Genomic DNA, 17,159 nt, shown 5'->3' on the forward strand with positions numbered 1-17,159 from the left:
CTAACCTCATTTTATCTCTATTTTTAACTAATTATTTTAACAACTTTGCATCGCACCAATTCCCTAAATCGCCTTCTATGCCATCACCGCCACCTAATACTCGCAGCTCTAACATTTTAGCTTTATTAATTTCTATTTCAACTCTCCTTGCTTTACACTTCTGGCTCATTAATCCACTCGAAAATGTTCGTTTCCCATCAAGCCATACTTCAAACTCAATATTTCCTTCGTCTGCTTTGTTATCCACGCCAACCCATGAAATGAATTTTTTAAATCCCAGCCCTTCGATATTATATTTTATCCGGCCATACGAATGCATACCAATACCCCTTTTATATTCTTGTTTTGCAATTGTCAGTTTTGAGCCTAACGCATTCTTACTGACCTGAAGTTGCATTTTTGACATGGCCACCTCATCCGGCAAAATATCATCCAAATAAACCTGCTGCTGAGCAGGAGCAATTTTCCGAATTCCTTTGGAGAAGAATCTCAAAGGAATGATTGTTTTAACCTCTCTTTTTATATGGTTATGTACCGCTAATGGATAATTCTTCTGTTCAGTTCTTTTAGATTTATCGCCATTATCAATGTTTATCGTTTGCAAGGCTAATTCTTGCTCGGACCATAACCAACATCCAAGAGAAGCCTTAAAAGTTCCAGTTTCATTCACTGGTACATCAATAATAAATTCAATTTCACTTTCCCCTGTTGGAACATTAAGACTATAGTAATTCCAATCGCTAATAGGCATTTCTTCAAACACTCTTATATGTGGGGTTTCCAACGGTGGAAAACTTACTGTATATTCCGATTCAACACCATTAATCAACACCCTAACATCGGGTTTATATGCAGATGGCACAACCGGGGAAAACAAAATATGCATTTTAGGCTCCGTGCCTTCCGGAATTACCAGATTACAACTTCCTGTTAATCTGTTTTTACCATTATCTTTGCTTTGAAGCTCAATTTGTGGATTGTTAATCTGAACACTATCAGCTTTTCCCGGGAAATGAATTTCGATGGTATCTTTGTTTAGCCTCTGATAATCTCCTTCAATTTTAATATCTTCATTTCTGATGTTCGAGATTTTATAATTGGAAACCGCACCAGATGCACCGTATAAATGAAAACCGGTTTTATTATCTTTTTCTTGAAATACTTCGTACCTTCCCCCGGTAAGTATGGGTTGTGAGTCTATTCCCGATTCAATGTGAACAATAAGCATTTCATGACCTTCTAAATTAATGTCGATTGTATTATTGTATTTTATATCAGTCTGTAAAACTTGGTTATAAGGATAAACAACACGAGCATTAAAATCCTGTTTAGTTAAATCTATTGAAGTATTGTTTTGCCAACCACTTTCCTCATTTAAAGTAATACTGAATTCTTTAGGAGCTATAAACGGGTTGTAAACGACAATAATTCCTCTATTGTTCTTGAAATGGGCATAACCGTAAGGCTCTTTATTTAAAGGATTTCCGGAAAGTATTTTTGTATTTATTAGTATCGTATCGTTTTCCTGCGCCCATTTTATGGCTTTTGCCAAAAATTCCCAGTCTTTTTCGGTTTTTAACAATTCATATGGATCAAGATAGAAGGTCAACAGTCGGCTCCCTCGTCCCATAACAGCCATAACTTCATCATACATTGTCTCATAATACGGAGTAAATACTCCAAGATTTTCCATTGCGCTCATAGGGAAGCCCGGGTTTTCCGAATCTCGCTTCAGAATCATAGCATCACGTGTAGTAATTCTACCATAACCTTTATAAGGTGTAGGAACGATAGGTTCCGGAGGGCCATCATATAGTTCTCCCCACACGGAACTGGAATATTGCAACCACCACGGACTTAACCACATCCCACAGGTTAAATCAATATAGACATCCGGATTTGCTGTTCGAACGTCTTTCAATAATTCAATAAGAGCATCAACATTTGCTTCCTTTGAATAATCGCCCGGTAAATGATTATGGTTTTCAGCATCGCAGTTAAAACAAATTCCATCGTATTTAAAAAACCTTATGTCATAATCATTAATTAATGTATTTATTTTTTCTGAAAGATTATGCGCGTAGCGTGGGTCAGATTGGCAAATAAATTTTCCCCGTGTACCATTCTGGGGGTATCCCTGCTTCACCAACCAGGGACCATGGTCGTACCCCGAAGAAGGAGATAACCACAGCCCCAGGTGCAGTTTTTCTTTTTGTAACTTGTTTTTTACTGAATGAAAACCATTGGGGAATCTGTCTTTTCTGATATCCCAAAGTGTTTTTTTATCGTCCCATCCATCGTCAAAAGTATAAGTATCAAACCTTACATTATATGGTTTGATAAGTTTTTCAGACATCAACTCAAGCATGTCTAAAGATTTCTTTTCTGTGGGGGGCATCAGGGTTTCCCAGGTATTATAATTTATAAAAAGTGGTTTCTTGTCAGAAGGGATAGCTGAAATCGAATCCAGATATTCCTTAAAACATTCTTCAACATTTCTGTTGCCTACAAGCCCAAACACAGCTGATTTTGAGATGTATTTTTCGTTAAATGTTTTCCCAGGGAAATGAGTAAGTGTAAGTGTTCCATCTTTGTATTGGTTATATCCTGCCGGGTATTCCAGACCCCAGAAACTATGATCAAAAAAAACGGGTTGTCCAAAGCCCTTATTTTTACCAAATCCCCAAACCGGATGCGGATATGCCGGACTACCTTCTTCCTGAAAAATACAATCCCCCTCAAACTCCAGTTTCCATGTGTCAACTTGTGATATATTCAATGGTTTGGCTGTTGTTAATGCCAGTTGCCGCCTTACAAAAAAATCGTCATTGCCAAGTGAATAGGTAATGTGCAAATCCATATTTCTTTGCTTGTGCTGAAATTCAAATACCAATGTTTGTTTCGTATCGAGGTTCGCTTTTCTAAAATTTAAAAATTTAAAACCAGATGCATTTAACGGTTCTTGATTTTTTAGGTTGATTTGAAAATCATCGTTTTTAACCTGAATGATACTTCCGGTTTGCAAATTAATTATTTCTCTTAAGCTGATATTTTCTTCTTGCCTAACATAACGAAGTTTAACTTTGTTGTTCCCAAGAACAATTTCACTACTTTTTTCAATTAATTTTCCGGAAGCATTAGTGTAAAAGCCCAAAATATTTATCAATATCAGACTTAAAAAAAGTTTTTTTAATACATTCATCCTCATTAGCTTATACCTTATTAAATTTGTTCATCCATCTCTTCCATTCTCAAATATCCAGTATTTTTCCGTGATAATAAACAGTCATCCAACAAATACGCAGTTAACACCATAAACGGATAATTATCGGCACCGGAATTTTCCACCTCCCAAAAGCCTCTTCTATGGTTGTTTAAAACCGTTGGTATCAAACCACTTTCGGGATCCGTATGTTCGAGCCAGGCTTTGGTTAAGTTTAAACTTTTTACGTAGCCTTGATTGGCCTTTTCTCCATTTTCAATAGCCTGAGTAAAGTCTTCTTAATGAAATTGTTTTTGTACGCATCCATACAGTGAAAAGATTAATAGTATCAAATAGAAAATATGTTCCATTTTAATGTATTTTAATATTAATTGTTTCTAATTCCATATTTTATGGAAGTTTTATAATTCGTAAAATGAATGTATTTTTGATTCTCCATCCATAAGACTATCTCATCCATGTTCCTCTGCAATCCTCTTGGAACATAGGGTCTCACATTATCGTACTCAGAATTTTGAGTAACAGGCTCTTTATTCCAGGTTTTACCCAGATCATCAGTTTCCCACCTCTCTATTTCAAATCTGCCATTGATTTGCCGGGATAGATAAATTACATTGGCATTATCGGGATGAAGAGTCATTCCCCCAAAGTAGTGGGGTTCACTCTCTTCTTCTCTTTCAGGTGTTTGAGGAAACCACCTGCCTGATTTACAAAGTTCGGTATTTACCCATTTTTCACCATCATAACGTGCATAAAAATAACGATGATCGACTTCTTCCGGATGCCTCGTGTAAAGAACAACGGGATTCCCATTATCGTCCTGTCCAATATCAGCGATCCAGGCGCGTCCCTTCTTTTCAGACGCTTTATAAATTAATGAACCTTTTGAAGGGCTAAATGGTAGATTTTCAATTTCGGTAATTTTACTTTTATCAGCACGGTACAAAGCACCATCTTCATAGTAGGCATAATAAACCGAATTAGCAGGGTGAAGCCGAGGATGTCCATCCGTAAAAACCATGTGTATTTTTGAATTCCCATCAGAGAAATACTTCACATACGGTCTCTTCCCTGGTAAGAAAGGAAGTTCAGCTATCATTACTTTACTTTTCGACCATGTTGTCCCGTCATCGTCAGACCACATAATATTGGGTTTGTAGCCGGTCCATCTTCCAAAACAATAAATCCGGTTATTTTCAGATTTAAGACTATACGGATTTGCATAAGTAACCGTGGCAAAAGGAAACTTTTTGAGTTCCTCTGTATCAAGAGGATTTACTAATCTGGCATCTCCAAAACTTGAGACGTTACTTCCATCGGTGGTTTTGTTTATATAAATCTCTTTTCTCGAATGACGTGTGTATGTGGCAATAATATTGCCATCACTTGTTTTGAGAAAAGAAGGATTATCATGATCATCTTTCTCCAATTGAAAAAACAGTTCTTTAGTTTCAACGGAATTGTTATCTATATCTAATGATGCTGCCTCAATGGTTCCATCTGCCGTTACCCAGCCGGTAATAATTAATCCATCACTATAAATAGCCCTTGGATCAGAAAACCAGCACCATGCTCCATTTTTCGTTAGATATCCGGTTTTATAATTCTTCTGAGAATAGCCGTTAAGAGAAATTGCTGTAAAGACCAGACATATAAAATACCATTTAACTAATTTTCTATTTATTCCGACCTGATTTATATTTAAGATTTTCATTCTAAATTTCATTGGTATTATCACGTTATAGATTAATCATTTCGCTTCCTGCAAGTAAAAAAGCCCCGGTACCAAAATTGCTCCAACTTTCGGAAGAGAAATTCTTTTTAGGATCCTGACCGATAGGCTGTACCCAGCCAACCTTACCATTCTTCTGCTGAAGTGCGCATAAACCGATCCATGCTTTTCGCACAACTGGCAAATATTCCTCACGCTCCAATATCCCACTATTAATCCCCCATGCCAAGGCATAACAGTAAAATCCTGACCCGCTGGCCTCACCACCCGGGTAACTATCCGGATCTAGCAGGCTTGTACGCCATAGCCCGTCCGGTTGCTGCAATGTTCTAATCCTTTCTGCTATTTCTTTAAAGTTAGACACATAAAATTGCCTGTTTGGATAATCCTCTGGCAGCTCCTTTAAAATACGTGCTAAGCCTCCCATAACCCAACCATTTCCACGACTCCAGAACACTTTTTCACCATTGGATTCCTTTCTTGGCTTTACTCCAGGAAAATCCCATTTATAACTGATATCTCGGGCATAAAGATGTTCTTCATGATCGTACAAAAGTTCATATGTTTGTTTGAATAAACTATCGCAAAGCGACAGGTATTTCTCCTCATTCAGTGTTATTCCCAGTTTTACCAAAGCCGGAGGCAACATAAATAAAGCATCGCACCAGAACATAAGGGTACCATTCGCCCTTTCAATCGCATTTGCAAGTCCCGGTGTTTCGGAATAATGGGTAGACATAAATTTATCCACCGCCTGCTTATAAGGATGAATCATTTTTTCTTCACCACATATTCGGTACATATCAATGTATGTTTGGGGAAGTGCATGGTCATCTGCATGGTGCAAAAGTTCTCCCATTTGCCATTTATTGGATTCCCCCATTTTATAAAGTGCTTTGTAAAGTTTTTTTGATTCAGAGGCTTCATACGCAGCGAACAGTCCTGCATAAAAAGCTCCGTTGGTCCAGTCTGTAAACTTGTATTCATTTTGAGGATGCTTTAATTGCCAACAGGCAGCTCTATTAAGGCGTTTTTTAATTTCTTTCCTTTGAAACAAATGGGTTGTTGCATTTTGCGCAAATACGGAAATCATCAAAACAATACCTAATAGGCTTAATATTATTTTTTTCATCTGCTTTTAATTGTTTATTCTTTATGGCAATGCGGAGTACTCGGGGGAACTCACATGCTTATTATCATTCGCTTATCTGTGATGACTTTATTATGCTCGTTTCACCTTCCTTATTCTAATTGATTTTCTACTTTATTCAACTTATCTGTAGTTTTTTAATCATACATATTTTCAGAAGTACACCAAACCTTTATGGGCTTTTCATATTCTCCTTCAAAGAAATGATTCCAGAAAGTTCGTTTCTTACTTTTGGTTCCTAGATGTGGTACATTTTTGAAACTGTTCCTGATAGCAGGGATATTATACGAAAAAGAACTGTCACCTTCTGGGAAAAAAGGTTGTACCTTTCTGGCATTACATATCATGAATATCGAGTTAAACAAAAAAAAGCTTTGGCGTTTCCAAAATGAATGTAATTGGAAATTTGGTTGGTTTCAGCACCGTCCAGTATAAAATACCATAGTAACCTTTTGTTCATTCCCTTATGCGCTCAATTTATACTAAGGGAAGCTAACAATAAGTCAATATTATCTTAAAATTAACATGCTCTGCAGATGCAGAGCATGTTATTATTCTGAATAAGATAACTATTAAAAGGTATTAGTTGTATCCTGGATTTTGTGCAAATGTGGCTTCCACATTTGCATCAATAACAGACTGAGGAATTGGCCATAGCTCATCTCGCTCTGTAACTTTATCTGCAACCTGTAGATTTTGTGCTTTTACCCTTTCAAGAAACATTCCTGTTCTAAACAAGGTTTGTCTTCTGTACTCCTCAGAATATAATTCCCGTGCTCTCTCATCCAAGATAAAATTCATATCAACTTCACCAGCAGTAATTGAGGATGCATTAGACCTCGCTCTTAATATGTTTAGAGTATTTGCTGCTGCATTATTATCTCCTTTTAGATGCTGTGCTTCGGCTAACAAGAGATATGTTTCCCCCAGTCTCATTTTATGGTAATCTTTCACTGCAGCCAGGTATGTTGCTGAACTACCACGCCCTTGAACACCAAAATCCCATTTGGTAGTTGAAGGATATAAATCGATGTCCCTATACTGTTCATATAATGGATCATTTGGATCAAGAACCACCAGATCCCCAATATTTTTCCCTTCCGGAAGTGTTGCCGGATTATTATAGTACCACTTTCTTCTTAGGTTATTATTTGTATTTCGTGTGTCATTCTCCTCATACATATCTAAATAAGCCTGTGTTGGGGCAATACGACCTATACCACGACCACCTAAAGAGTCAGCAATTTGCATACCGGGTCCTCTCTGATAAAAAGCTACATGTTGTCTTCTTAACCAGTTATCTCCGTTACCTCCATCGGCATCCCATTCATTTTGCATGGCCCAAATAGATTCAAGGTTTCCATCTTTAAAATCCACATTACCTTCCAGAAACAAATCTCTAAAAACATTTCCTTTAGGATCATCAGCTTCAGGTCCAAACCTGCTGGTCATTAACTTATGAGGGCCGCTATTGATAACATCATTGGCAGTAGTTTCTGCCAGAGCGTATTCACCCAAATGAATATAAACTTCAGCCAATAAATGTTTTGCAGCCCATTTGCTTACTTTTCCTCTTGGAAGAGAAGCCGGATCAGAAGGCAAATTTTCTGCGGCATACTCAAGATCTTGTCTCACAAATTCCAGCACGGTTGTTTTTGAACTTCTCACAAAATCCAATTTGGGTTCTTCGTAAAACCGGTCTAAAATAGGAACATCCCCAAACATTGTTGTTATTTGATTATGGAAATATGCCCTAAAGAATCTTGCTTCAGCAATAATTCGCTCTCTATCTACAGGATTATCCCATCTTACTTCTTCATTTTCAGCTTCCCGAAGAATCAGGTTTACCCATGCAAGTCCTTGGTATGCACCATCCCACCATCTCTGAAATACACTAAGGTTAGCAGTTAATGTAGAACCGTACTCTTCAAAGCCTTTCACAAATGGATGTGAAAAAACTGACCAATGCACATCCGTTCCGGTAAACATAGCAGGAGGTTTAGTTTCTCCTGTAAGTTCTCCTCTTATTTGATCGTAAACGGCATTTAGAGCAACTTCAAACCCACCTGTGCTTCGATACAAATTTTCAGGAGCAAAAAAGGTTTTAGGGACCTCTGTTAGATTGTCTTCGTTGCATGAGGGAAATATACCTGCCAGCAACGTCATAAATAATGTAATTAAAATATATTTTTTCATTTCGTTTCTTTTTAATTATTACAGTCCTACATTAACACCAAAAATAATCGACCTAGAAGTAGGATAAGAATCAAGATCACCTCCAGTAGTTTCCGGATCATACCCTTTCCATTCTGTAATTGTAAAAAGATTATTTACTCCTAAATAAACCCTCAGATTACTTAATCCCAGGTGATCGATTAAAGAACGACTTAAATTATACCCTAATGTGATATTCTTTAATCGAACAAAACTTTGATCATTTATGTACAATATACCATATGGATTTTTATACAGAGGATTAGGAGTAGATGCATCTGGATTTTGAGGTGTCCAGTAGTCAAAATTATATATATTTGTTCTTCCTTCTGCTCCCCACCCCCTTGTATCAAGAATATTATTTACACGTGAAGCGCCTTGAACAGAATAGATAAAAAATGAGAAATCGAAATTTTTATACGTTAAAGTATTCGTTAATCCCATTATATAATCAGGATTTCTAGAACCTTGAAATGTTCTGTCATCAGGTGTTAATTCACCGTCGCCATCTGCATCGCGAATTATTGCATCACCGGGTTGTGCATCCGGCATATGTGAAGCATCAACTTCAGCCTGGTCATTAAAAACGCCATCAAAAGCATACCCCCAGTTTACATTTAACTCCTTACCTATAAACCACTGATTACCTACATCATCAGTTTCATCATCAAATAGTTTTACAATTTTATTTTTGTTATGAGAAAAGGTAAGATCTGCATTCCATTTGAAGTCTCCACTTTCAATAATTTTACCATTTAGCTCGATTTCAACACCTCTATTCTCCAACTCAGCAACATTCTGCAATATTGACGAAAATCCCTGAGTTGAATTTAATAATCGGCTCAAAATAAGTCCATCGGAACTGGTTTTATAATATTCAATACTACCTGACAGCCTGCCATTTAAACCTGCATAATCCATTGCCACATTAAACGTAGCCGTACTTTCCCATCCTAATTCTGGATTACCAAGCGAAGTTGGGGCAAAAGAAACAGCAGTATCATCAAGGTAATAAGAACGCCATTGAGAAACACGAGTTAATGTTCCATATGGTGCTATTGCCTGGTTACCACTTGTTCCATAAGAAGTTCTAAGTTTCAGAAAATCAATCCAATTTATATCTTGTAGAAAGTCCTCCTCAGAGATAGTCCATGCTAACGCACCCGAAGAAAAAACTCCCCACTTTTCATTAGCACCAAAACCGGAATAGCCATCACGCCTTACTGTATAAGTAAGAGAATATTTCCCTTTGTAAGCGTAATTAATCCTTCCCATTTGTGAAATCAAGGCGGTTTCAAAATAGGAAGTACTTATTCCTTTATTTGTTCCAGTACCGACTCCATACTCAGCAAGTTCATCGTTAATAAAATTACTTCCTGTTGTATTGGTAGCATCTGATGTAGCTTCCTGAAAACTGTATAATGCAGAAACATCTACTTTATGCTCTCCAAATTCGCGTTTATAGTTTAAAAGGTTCTCAATAGTAGTATCAATAAATTTTGAGTTATTGCGTTGGGCAACACCACCTCCATCTACACCTGCCAAGGTGGTAGACGGTGCATAATAATCATAATTACTTCTAATCTCTGATCGTCCATAATTTAACCTATAGGATAATCCTTTGATAAATGGAAAATCAATTACACCATATAAATTTGTCTGAATCAGTCTCCTCTCAGAAGCATCTTTTACTTCAATATTTGCAAGTGGATTGGTCCAGAATGGATCTTCAGGAATTGGATACCAGCTAAAACTCCCGTCTTCATCATATGGAGTTCCCAGTGGGCTTATTTGAATCGCTGAATTAATATTTGCATCAGAATCATCCCCCCAATCTTCACTCGTAATCTGAATTTGAGTTCCCACTTCTAACCAATCTGTTACAAAATAACTCCCATTGGTTCTTAAAGAAGTTCTGTTAAATCCACTCCCCTTTAGCACACCTTCCTGGTCGAGTCTTGAAAGCGAAGTAAAATAGGTAAACTTATCCGAGCCTCCTCTTATACTAAGCGCATGATCGCTTTGTGTTCCTGTTTGAGTGGCTAGTTCCTGCCAATTTACAAAATTGGCATTCTCATAGTTTTCTAGCTCTGTACCAGAAATAGACATACCAATATCATCTTTAAATTTCTTGTACTGGTGTGCATCCATTACATCAATAAAATCAACAACATTGCTTACACTAAACTTTCCATCATATGTAATCTCGGGGGCTCCTGTTTGACCTTTTTTAGTTGTGATAATAATTACACCATTAGCTCCTCTTGAACCATAAATAGCTGTTGAGGATGCATCTTTTAATACGTTAAAAGATTCGATATCTCCAGGATTAATTGAAGAAATACTACCACTGTATGGGATACCATCTAATATAATTAGGGGATTATTACTTGCCGTTATTGAATTTATCCCACGAATAAGTATCTCAGGATTAGCTCCTGGAGCAGCACTTGTATTTACAATAGAAACACCTGCCAAGCGGCCTTGTACCTGATCCAGTACATTCGCGTTTGGTAAATCTTTTAACTCTTCCGATGATACCGAAACTACAGAGCCGGTAAGGTCACTTTTCTTCATTGTACCATAACCTATAGCTACCACTTCGTCAATTCCAATCGCATCTTCAACCATGGTAACATCAATTTGTGCTTTTCCATTGACTGCTATTTCCTGAGTTTTCATACCCACAAACGAGAAAACTAAAGTCGCATCAGCGGGGACATTGGATAGTTTATAGACTCCGTCAAAATCAGTAACAATCCCTATAGTGGTTCCTTTAACAACAACAGCAACTCCGGGTAACATCTGACCTGATGAATCGGTGATTTTTCCTTGAATGGAAATCGATTGTTGCGAACCAAAGTTGTGATTATTCTGAAAATCATCAGCAAAAAGAAGCACTTGCCGACCTTTGATATCATATCGAATTCCAAGATCTTTAAAAACAACATTAAGTACTTCTGGAATCGATTTTTTCTCTACCTCCACATTGACCTTCCTATCCACATCAATCATTGCAGAACTGTAAAGAAAATAGAACTCTGTCTCATCCTCAATTTTTGTAAGAATCTCTCGTAACGAGGTACTCTTATAATTCAATGAGATTGTTGTTTCCTGGGAATAGGATTCGAGTCCCAGAGCCTGAAATACTGACAACAATAGTAGAAAAGTAGTTAGTTTCATGAATAATAATAATTTTCGCGCAAAACACGCATTTCCCGCCCTAAAGACGAAATGAATTGTTTTTTTCATACATTTGTTTTGTTAATAGTTAGAAATAACTCTCTTCAGAGAATTTTTAATTAAACTGGCAGGGTGATGTGGGGCATTACCCTGCTGCATTTTTAATCTCTTTCTTTTTATTCCGTTTTTCCTCCTTTTTTATAGATTAAAATTTCTTTTTCTGAAAATGTTCCATCCGACAGTTTATGCCGACTTGAAAAAGTATATGAAATGGGTGTCACAACCTCCATCATTTCCAAAACCTGATCCAACGATTCATCAATAAATGTAGCGGTATAAGAGAGTGAGTTTAAATCAGGATCTGCGATAGTCACCTTAACGTTAAACCAACGCGATAATCGGTCTGCAACCACTCCCAAGCCATCGTCCTTAAATACTAGTTTTCCATCTTTCCACGACACATACTTAGACGTGTTTACCTTTGTAATCGAATATTTATTGCTTAATTTATTAAAAGAAAAATGGTCTCCTGGTTGCATGTCGCATACTTCTGAATTTATATCATTCCCATTTTTCAAAACAATCACTTTTCCTGATTCCAATGTTGTTTCAAAATTTTCGTTGTCTGCATATGCTCTAACATTGAATGATGTACCAACAGCCTTTACCGCCATCCCATTTGCTTCCACAATGAACGGTTTCTTTTTATCCGGAGCGACATCAAAATACCCTTCACCAATCAACCCAACCTCTCGAACACCTCCTGTAAACCACTTGGGATAAACAAGTTTACTGCCTTGATTAAGCCAAACTTTCGTTCCATCAGGTAGCACAAAATGGGTTCTGGAACCAGCAGGTGCCTCAATTTCATATTTGGAGGACATGCTCAGCAGGGAGTAAATTTCGGGTTGAATAAAATGCGTATAGATTAGTAAAGTCAAAATCGGCATTAAAAGGAATACGGCTACCCTTGATAAAAATGGAGAGACCTTTAGTTTTTTCGAAATCAGAAACAGAGTTTTAGTATCTCTTTTCGGATTCGACTGGTTTAAGTTTATGGAATGGTGAATTCGATCCAATCGCCTTTGCGCAGCTTCGGTATTTGGATTCTCAGTAATATCGATATCATTCCAGTAGTTTTCAAATAATGATTTATTCTTTAAATCTACTTTATGTAGTTTATCGAGACTCGCAAAAAATTCATCAATTTCTTTTGAGGTGCATTGATCAGATACAAATTTATGAAGAAGTCTTTTGTCCATTTCTATTTTGATTTAGCTGACCAATTCATTCTCGCATAGAAAAATAAAAAGAATAAATCGATACAGGCTTTCGATAAGAATTTTCACTCTTACTAAAGGTTAGACGCAGCAAATTAGAAAACCACTAGTCCAATCGTGATTTTTTTTATAAAAAAAGATATAGGAAGAGAAGTAGTGACAAATAGGCTTCCCCTAAGTTCTCTTTAAGGTATTTGTGGGCTTTCACAATGTGATTTTCAACAGTATTGACAGAAATACCTAGGGTCTCAGCTATTTCTTTGTAAGAATAGTTCTTAAAATGTTTCATTTTAAAAACTTCACGCTGACGTGGTGGCAAGTTCTCTACCAGTAGGTTGAGTTTTTCATTAAATGCCTCTATATTCACCCCATCTAAAACTTCGGCTTCATCAATATCTATCTGAACCGACTTAACATACTCAATATACTCCGTATTCTTTGCTTTACTCCTTAAAAAGCTGACTGTAGTATTGTACGCTATTGAGAAAAGGTAGGAATCAAAAGATTCCGGGTTCCTTAACTTCTGCTTGTTCTCCCAGACTTTAACAAATACTTCATGAACAAGATCTTCAGTGTCCGCTTTTGTTTTAACCAATGAAAATATAAATTTTTGAAGCTTATAATCGAATGTGGAATAAATATCATCAAAAGCCTTCATATCACCATTGATAAATCGTACGATCAGCTCTCTCTCAACTATATTTCCAATTTTTAGGGACATCGTAAAGATTAAATTGCGCAAGGATTTGCGCAAAGTAACAAAAAAACAAATAACCAACTTTTTATTTCCAATATATATTCTCCTAGAAAAATATTTGAAAGCCTCGCTTCTGAATCTGCTGCAGATAATCATGGAGTTCTTATTCTGATAATCTACTTGATGAAGTCTCCATTTGATATATCTTCTTCATTCATCTTTATACAAAACTTTGAAATTAACCAACATGAATAAGGGATTTCTTTGGCATTTTATTTCTCACAACTTATAAAATAGTACTTTATCAATTCATCAGAAAAACTAAATTTGGCTCTGGTTGCTGGAAATAAATTTACCAAGTTATTTTTCACATTCTCAATTACTCCAAACTCAGCCAACGCCTCGGCTTGTTGCAATACCGTATCGGTTGCCAGTTTTTGCAAACCAAGAGGGTAACCATACTGTCGCAACGTACACTTAACGACTACTTTAAGCTTTTTTCATTGATTCTTTCACAGTCCAATCAAATGCAATTTCGTCTTTGGCATCCATTGCCTCATCGCGTGACAATCATACCCAATTGTTGGTATTTGGCTTGCAGCACTTCCCTGTAGCTTTGTTTCATCTCCTCCGAAAGAAAGGATTCGCTTATCCATGTTAGGGCTTTGGTGTGGTTTTTAACCATTCGCTTAAAGCTTCCCTTTATTTGCCGGTCGGTCAGTCCCATCCCCTCGCCCAGGAGTTCAAAGTGCTCACGATTCAATTTCTTCTTTTTACCACTTAATGTCAAGGCCGATTCTTCTTCATCCTCTGGAAGTACGATAGCCACATTCAGCAGATCATAAGCTGGAGCCAGTCCCCAGCCAAAAGGCTGTTTCAGCATCGAAAAGTTCTTCAGGTGCATATCATTATTTCCGGTGAGAAAAGAGAACAGGGCCAGCTCAAAGAAAAAGATTTTATCAAGTAAGGTATTCGCTGAATAACGATCCAAGGCTTTACCTACCCGCTCCAAAGAACCTTTATACTTGTCGAAAGCTTCCGTGATTTGAAACATATCCAACATATGTATTTTTTCGCCGGAATCGCTGCGATCAATCCGTTTGATGATGTAGGATAATTCGCCAGAGGCCAGACGAACCAAAGAGGATGGAACCACCCTGATTCCAAATGCTTCGGCTATCCGCATGGTTACATGCTCATTTTCCGGCATCTCCGGAAAACGATCGGATGGCGGCTTAAAAATATATTGTCCTCCCAGGGCCCCAACAACCGTTAAGCGGCTATCTGTTTTGCCTTTCACGGCATTAACCAAGGACATCGATAATTTGGGTTGAACTCCGGGAACTGCAATACTTCGTTCCACCACTGACCTGGCCAACTCACTCATTTGATCCAGCGAATAGTCAATGACCGGGGGTGTTGGAGTTCCAAAAAAATCCAGCGAACATTTACGATGAAAATCCTGCTCCCCATCAAGCGGCTGATAGCAATACAAACATCTATGCTTCATTTTCTTCTATTACGGGTACAACACTTACGGCTCCGATGCAATTTTGGCAACATGCCAACAGCAGCCCCATACGATCATTTTTATTGATCCGCCAGCTTTCTGATGCAATTTCAAGTAACCATCCTTCCGGAATAAGCCCCTCAAAAAACGGAAAAAGCCGATTCTCACTGTATGGCTCCTCTCTCACCGGCATCGTAAAGGTGATGAATAAATCCGGATGGGTTTTCACATATTCCGCTTCGTATTGGAATACATAGTCACCATCATCTGTCTCGGTTATCATTCCTGCCAGATACTCTTTATAATAGACCTTTCCACGCCTCATGCTTTCAGTTCTTTGCTATTAACCGGAGCCAGTTCATGTCCAAACATGCTGAGTACCAGGTTAACCTTATCCATATTCAAGTTTGTTTTCCCCTGCTCTATTTTTCGAATCACAGTCAGGGCAACTCCTGCACGTTCGGCAAACTCTTCCTGGGTCAGATTCACTTCCTTTCGCCTTTCTTTAACAAAGTCTGCAAGTTGTTTCATTATATGTATTTAGATATAACCTCAAACAAAGGTAGTCAATTATATGCAAAGAAATATAACACAACAATAAAATTGATCATTATATGCTTTAAAATATAGAATCCACTGAGGGATAAATCGTCTGACTAGCGTTCTAATACCGTTTTCCTTTCTTTCTTCCAATCTTATTCTTTCGCTTGCGCCCTGCTTGGTCTCGCCTTGTCGAAGACTCCTCCAGCCGATAAACCAAGGCTTTCAACAACTCACGTTTAAAATGATCCGGGAGCCGGGGTTCACGATACCGGCTTTCCACTGGAGCATGCCTGTATGTTTGACCACTAAAAAACCTCGGCCTTTCCTCAAAATCACTCATCCGAACCGGATACCGGATGGGATTTCCATTCTCATCGGTGACAAAAACCAAGTGCCCCCTACCCGCTCTTCTGATCTCCACCTGGAACAACTCAAGCGTCTGATCATATAGTTCTTTGGAAGTGATAAACTCCATCCGGTTGAGCTGAGAAAACAAACTCTCCAGGTTTTGCTTCAGATTTCTGCTCGAACTGGAAAAGCGATAGTTGAGTTTCTCTGGTTGATCATCTTTGCTAAGCCCATATTTCTGTTCCAGGGATTTGATAAAACGTTGCATCTTTTCCCGCTCGTAATTGTCTTTGATCTTCTTGCCGGTATCACAATCAATACGCGTGGAGACAATATGAAAATGCACGCGCTCCAAATCGGCATGCTTATAAACTAGGTAGGGTTGGTTCCCGTAGCCAAGATGTTCCATCAGCTTGCTAATCTCATTTCTGATACCGGCATCTCCTAACTTCACCAAATCAGTAACCGTTGGGTTCACCGAAATATGCAGCCCCGGCTTTTTCACCCGGGTATTCCGCCCTTCAATCTCCTGAAATATCTTATACCGATCATTCTTATCTCCCCAAAAAGGATTTACTACCGGCATATTCCCGCTGTGGTAAAAACTCGCTTTGTGCCGTTCCACTTTTCGCTCGTTGTAAAATAAGGCGTTCTTCGTGCTGCAGGCCTGGTGGATTTTAATTATCATACTTGATCCTTTTGGGCTATATTCATCGAAGGTGCTTTTGCAAAAGAATCAGGCAGTCCCGCATCCTGACGAAGGCCTGTTTCAGCAGTTGCCGGTCCTCATCACTTACCCGGTAACCGGCAAAGGAATTCATACGCTTGGAGAGTTGGTTCAGGTTGACCCCAATCTTGTTGAGTTCATAGTCCAGACTTTTCAGCTGCTCCGCTGTCTCTGCATCCAGGGAAATCTGCTTCCACTCTACTGTCTTGAAAATCCGGCTACGCAGGTAGTCACTCCGGCAAGCATACTTTCCCCGTTTAACCCAGGAGTCAAGTCGAAGCTTTTCTTCCGGAGTCATTAATAGTTTAACCACGATTTTCCGTTTATCCTTGTCGGCTAACCTGGGGCGCATGGCTCAATGTTCTGGTTGATTTTTGAAAGGGGAATGCATGAAGCTATTGGGGAACGAGCTCCCGACAGCGTCGGGTTCAGGATAAAAGGTTTTTATGGCCATAAAAACACATCTTGCATTCCCCTTTCTATCAAGATTTCCCTTCTGAATTTCTTCTTCGTTTCATCGCTGAACGGGGCAAAAGAAAGGGAAACCTGACT

Annotated in this window: 13 protein-coding genes; all 13 read right to left on the reverse strand. The window is 38.2% G+C overall.

Going from position 1 to position 17,159, the window contains the following annotated elements:
- Positions 1 to 31: 31 nt before the first annotated feature.
- Complete coding sequence (locus tag ACRD6K_RS14170; protein WP_430973758.1) at positions 32 to 3,202, reverse strand: NPCBM/NEW2 domain-containing protein; 3,171 nt, start codon at positions 3,200 to 3,202, stop codon at positions 32 to 34.
- A gap of 388 nt (positions 3,203 to 3,590) precedes the next feature.
- Positions 3,591 to 4,937: a BNR-4 repeat-containing protein gene (locus tag ACRD6K_RS14175; RefSeq protein ID WP_430973759.1), complete on the reverse strand. Its 1,347-nt coding sequence runs from the start codon at positions 4,935 to 4,937 to the stop codon at positions 3,591 to 3,593.
- A 25-nt stretch (positions 4,938 to 4,962) separates the two neighbouring features.
- Positions 4,963 to 6,087, reverse strand: coding sequence for a glycoside hydrolase family 88/105 protein (locus tag ACRD6K_RS14180; protein WP_430973760.1), 1,125 nt, complete (start codon positions 6,085 to 6,087; stop codon positions 4,963 to 4,965).
- Between the two features lie 600 nt (positions 6,088 to 6,687).
- Positions 6,688 to 8,301, reverse strand: coding sequence for a RagB/SusD family nutrient uptake outer membrane protein (locus ACRD6K_RS14185; RefSeq protein ID WP_430973761.1), 1,614 nt, complete (start codon positions 8,299 to 8,301; stop codon positions 6,688 to 6,690).
- An 18-nt stretch (positions 8,302 to 8,319) separates the two neighbouring features.
- Positions 8,320 to 11,571, reverse strand: coding sequence for a TonB-dependent receptor (locus ACRD6K_RS14190; RefSeq protein ID WP_430973762.1), 3,252 nt, complete (start codon positions 11,569 to 11,571; stop codon positions 8,320 to 8,322).
- Positions 11,572 to 11,678: 107 nt separating this feature from the next.
- On the reverse strand, positions 11,679 to 12,764 hold the full coding sequence (locus ACRD6K_RS14195) for a FecR family protein (protein ID WP_430973763.1): 1,086 nt from the start codon (positions 12,762 to 12,764) through the stop codon (positions 11,679 to 11,681).
- A 145-nt stretch (positions 12,765 to 12,909) separates the two neighbouring features.
- Complete coding sequence (locus tag ACRD6K_RS14200; protein WP_430973764.1) at positions 12,910 to 13,503, reverse strand: RNA polymerase sigma factor; 594 nt, start codon at positions 13,501 to 13,503, stop codon at positions 12,910 to 12,912.
- Positions 13,504 to 13,751: 248 nt separating this feature from the next.
- Positions 13,752 to 13,949, reverse strand: a complete 198-nt coding sequence (locus ACRD6K_RS14205) for a VHS/ENTH/ANTH domain-containing protein (RefSeq protein WP_430973765.1) — start codon at positions 13,947 to 13,949, stop codon at positions 13,752 to 13,754.
- An 86-nt stretch (positions 13,950 to 14,035) separates the two neighbouring features.
- Positions 14,036 to 14,989 (reverse strand): HipA domain-containing protein, encoded by a 954-nt coding sequence (locus ACRD6K_RS14210; RefSeq protein WP_430973766.1) that lies wholly within the window; start codon positions 14,987 to 14,989, stop codon positions 14,036 to 14,038.
- Positions 14,979 to 15,314 carry a HipA N-terminal domain-containing protein gene (locus tag ACRD6K_RS14215; RefSeq protein WP_430973767.1) on the reverse strand — a complete coding sequence of 112 codons (336 nt, stop codon included), beginning with the start codon at positions 15,312 to 15,314 and terminating at the stop codon, positions 14,979 to 14,981. The genes ACRD6K_RS14210 and ACRD6K_RS14215 overlap by 11 nt, the downstream gene beginning before the upstream one ends.
- Complete coding sequence (locus tag ACRD6K_RS14220; protein WP_299578030.1) at positions 15,311 to 15,520, reverse strand: helix-turn-helix transcriptional regulator; 210 nt, start codon at positions 15,518 to 15,520, stop codon at positions 15,311 to 15,313. Before ACRD6K_RS14220 ends, ACRD6K_RS14215 begins: the two co-directional genes overlap by 4 nt.
- 133 nt (positions 15,521 to 15,653) lie before the next feature.
- Entirely contained in the window at positions 15,654 to 16,568 is a 915-nt protein-coding gene (locus ACRD6K_RS14225) for a relaxase/mobilization nuclease domain-containing protein (protein WP_430973768.1), read from the reverse strand.
- Between the two features lie 22 nt (positions 16,569 to 16,590).
- Positions 16,591 to 16,959, reverse strand: coding sequence for a plasmid mobilization relaxosome protein MobC (gene mobC / locus ACRD6K_RS14230; RefSeq protein WP_430973769.1), 369 nt, complete (start codon positions 16,957 to 16,959; stop codon positions 16,591 to 16,593).
- Between the last annotated feature and the right edge of the window lie 200 nt (positions 16,960 to 17,159).

It is taken from the genome of Sunxiuqinia rutila (assembly GCF_050589705.1).
In the GTDB taxonomy this organism is placed as follows: Bacteria; Bacteroidota; Bacteroidia; order Bacteroidales; family Prolixibacteraceae; genus Sunxiuqinia; species Sunxiuqinia rutila.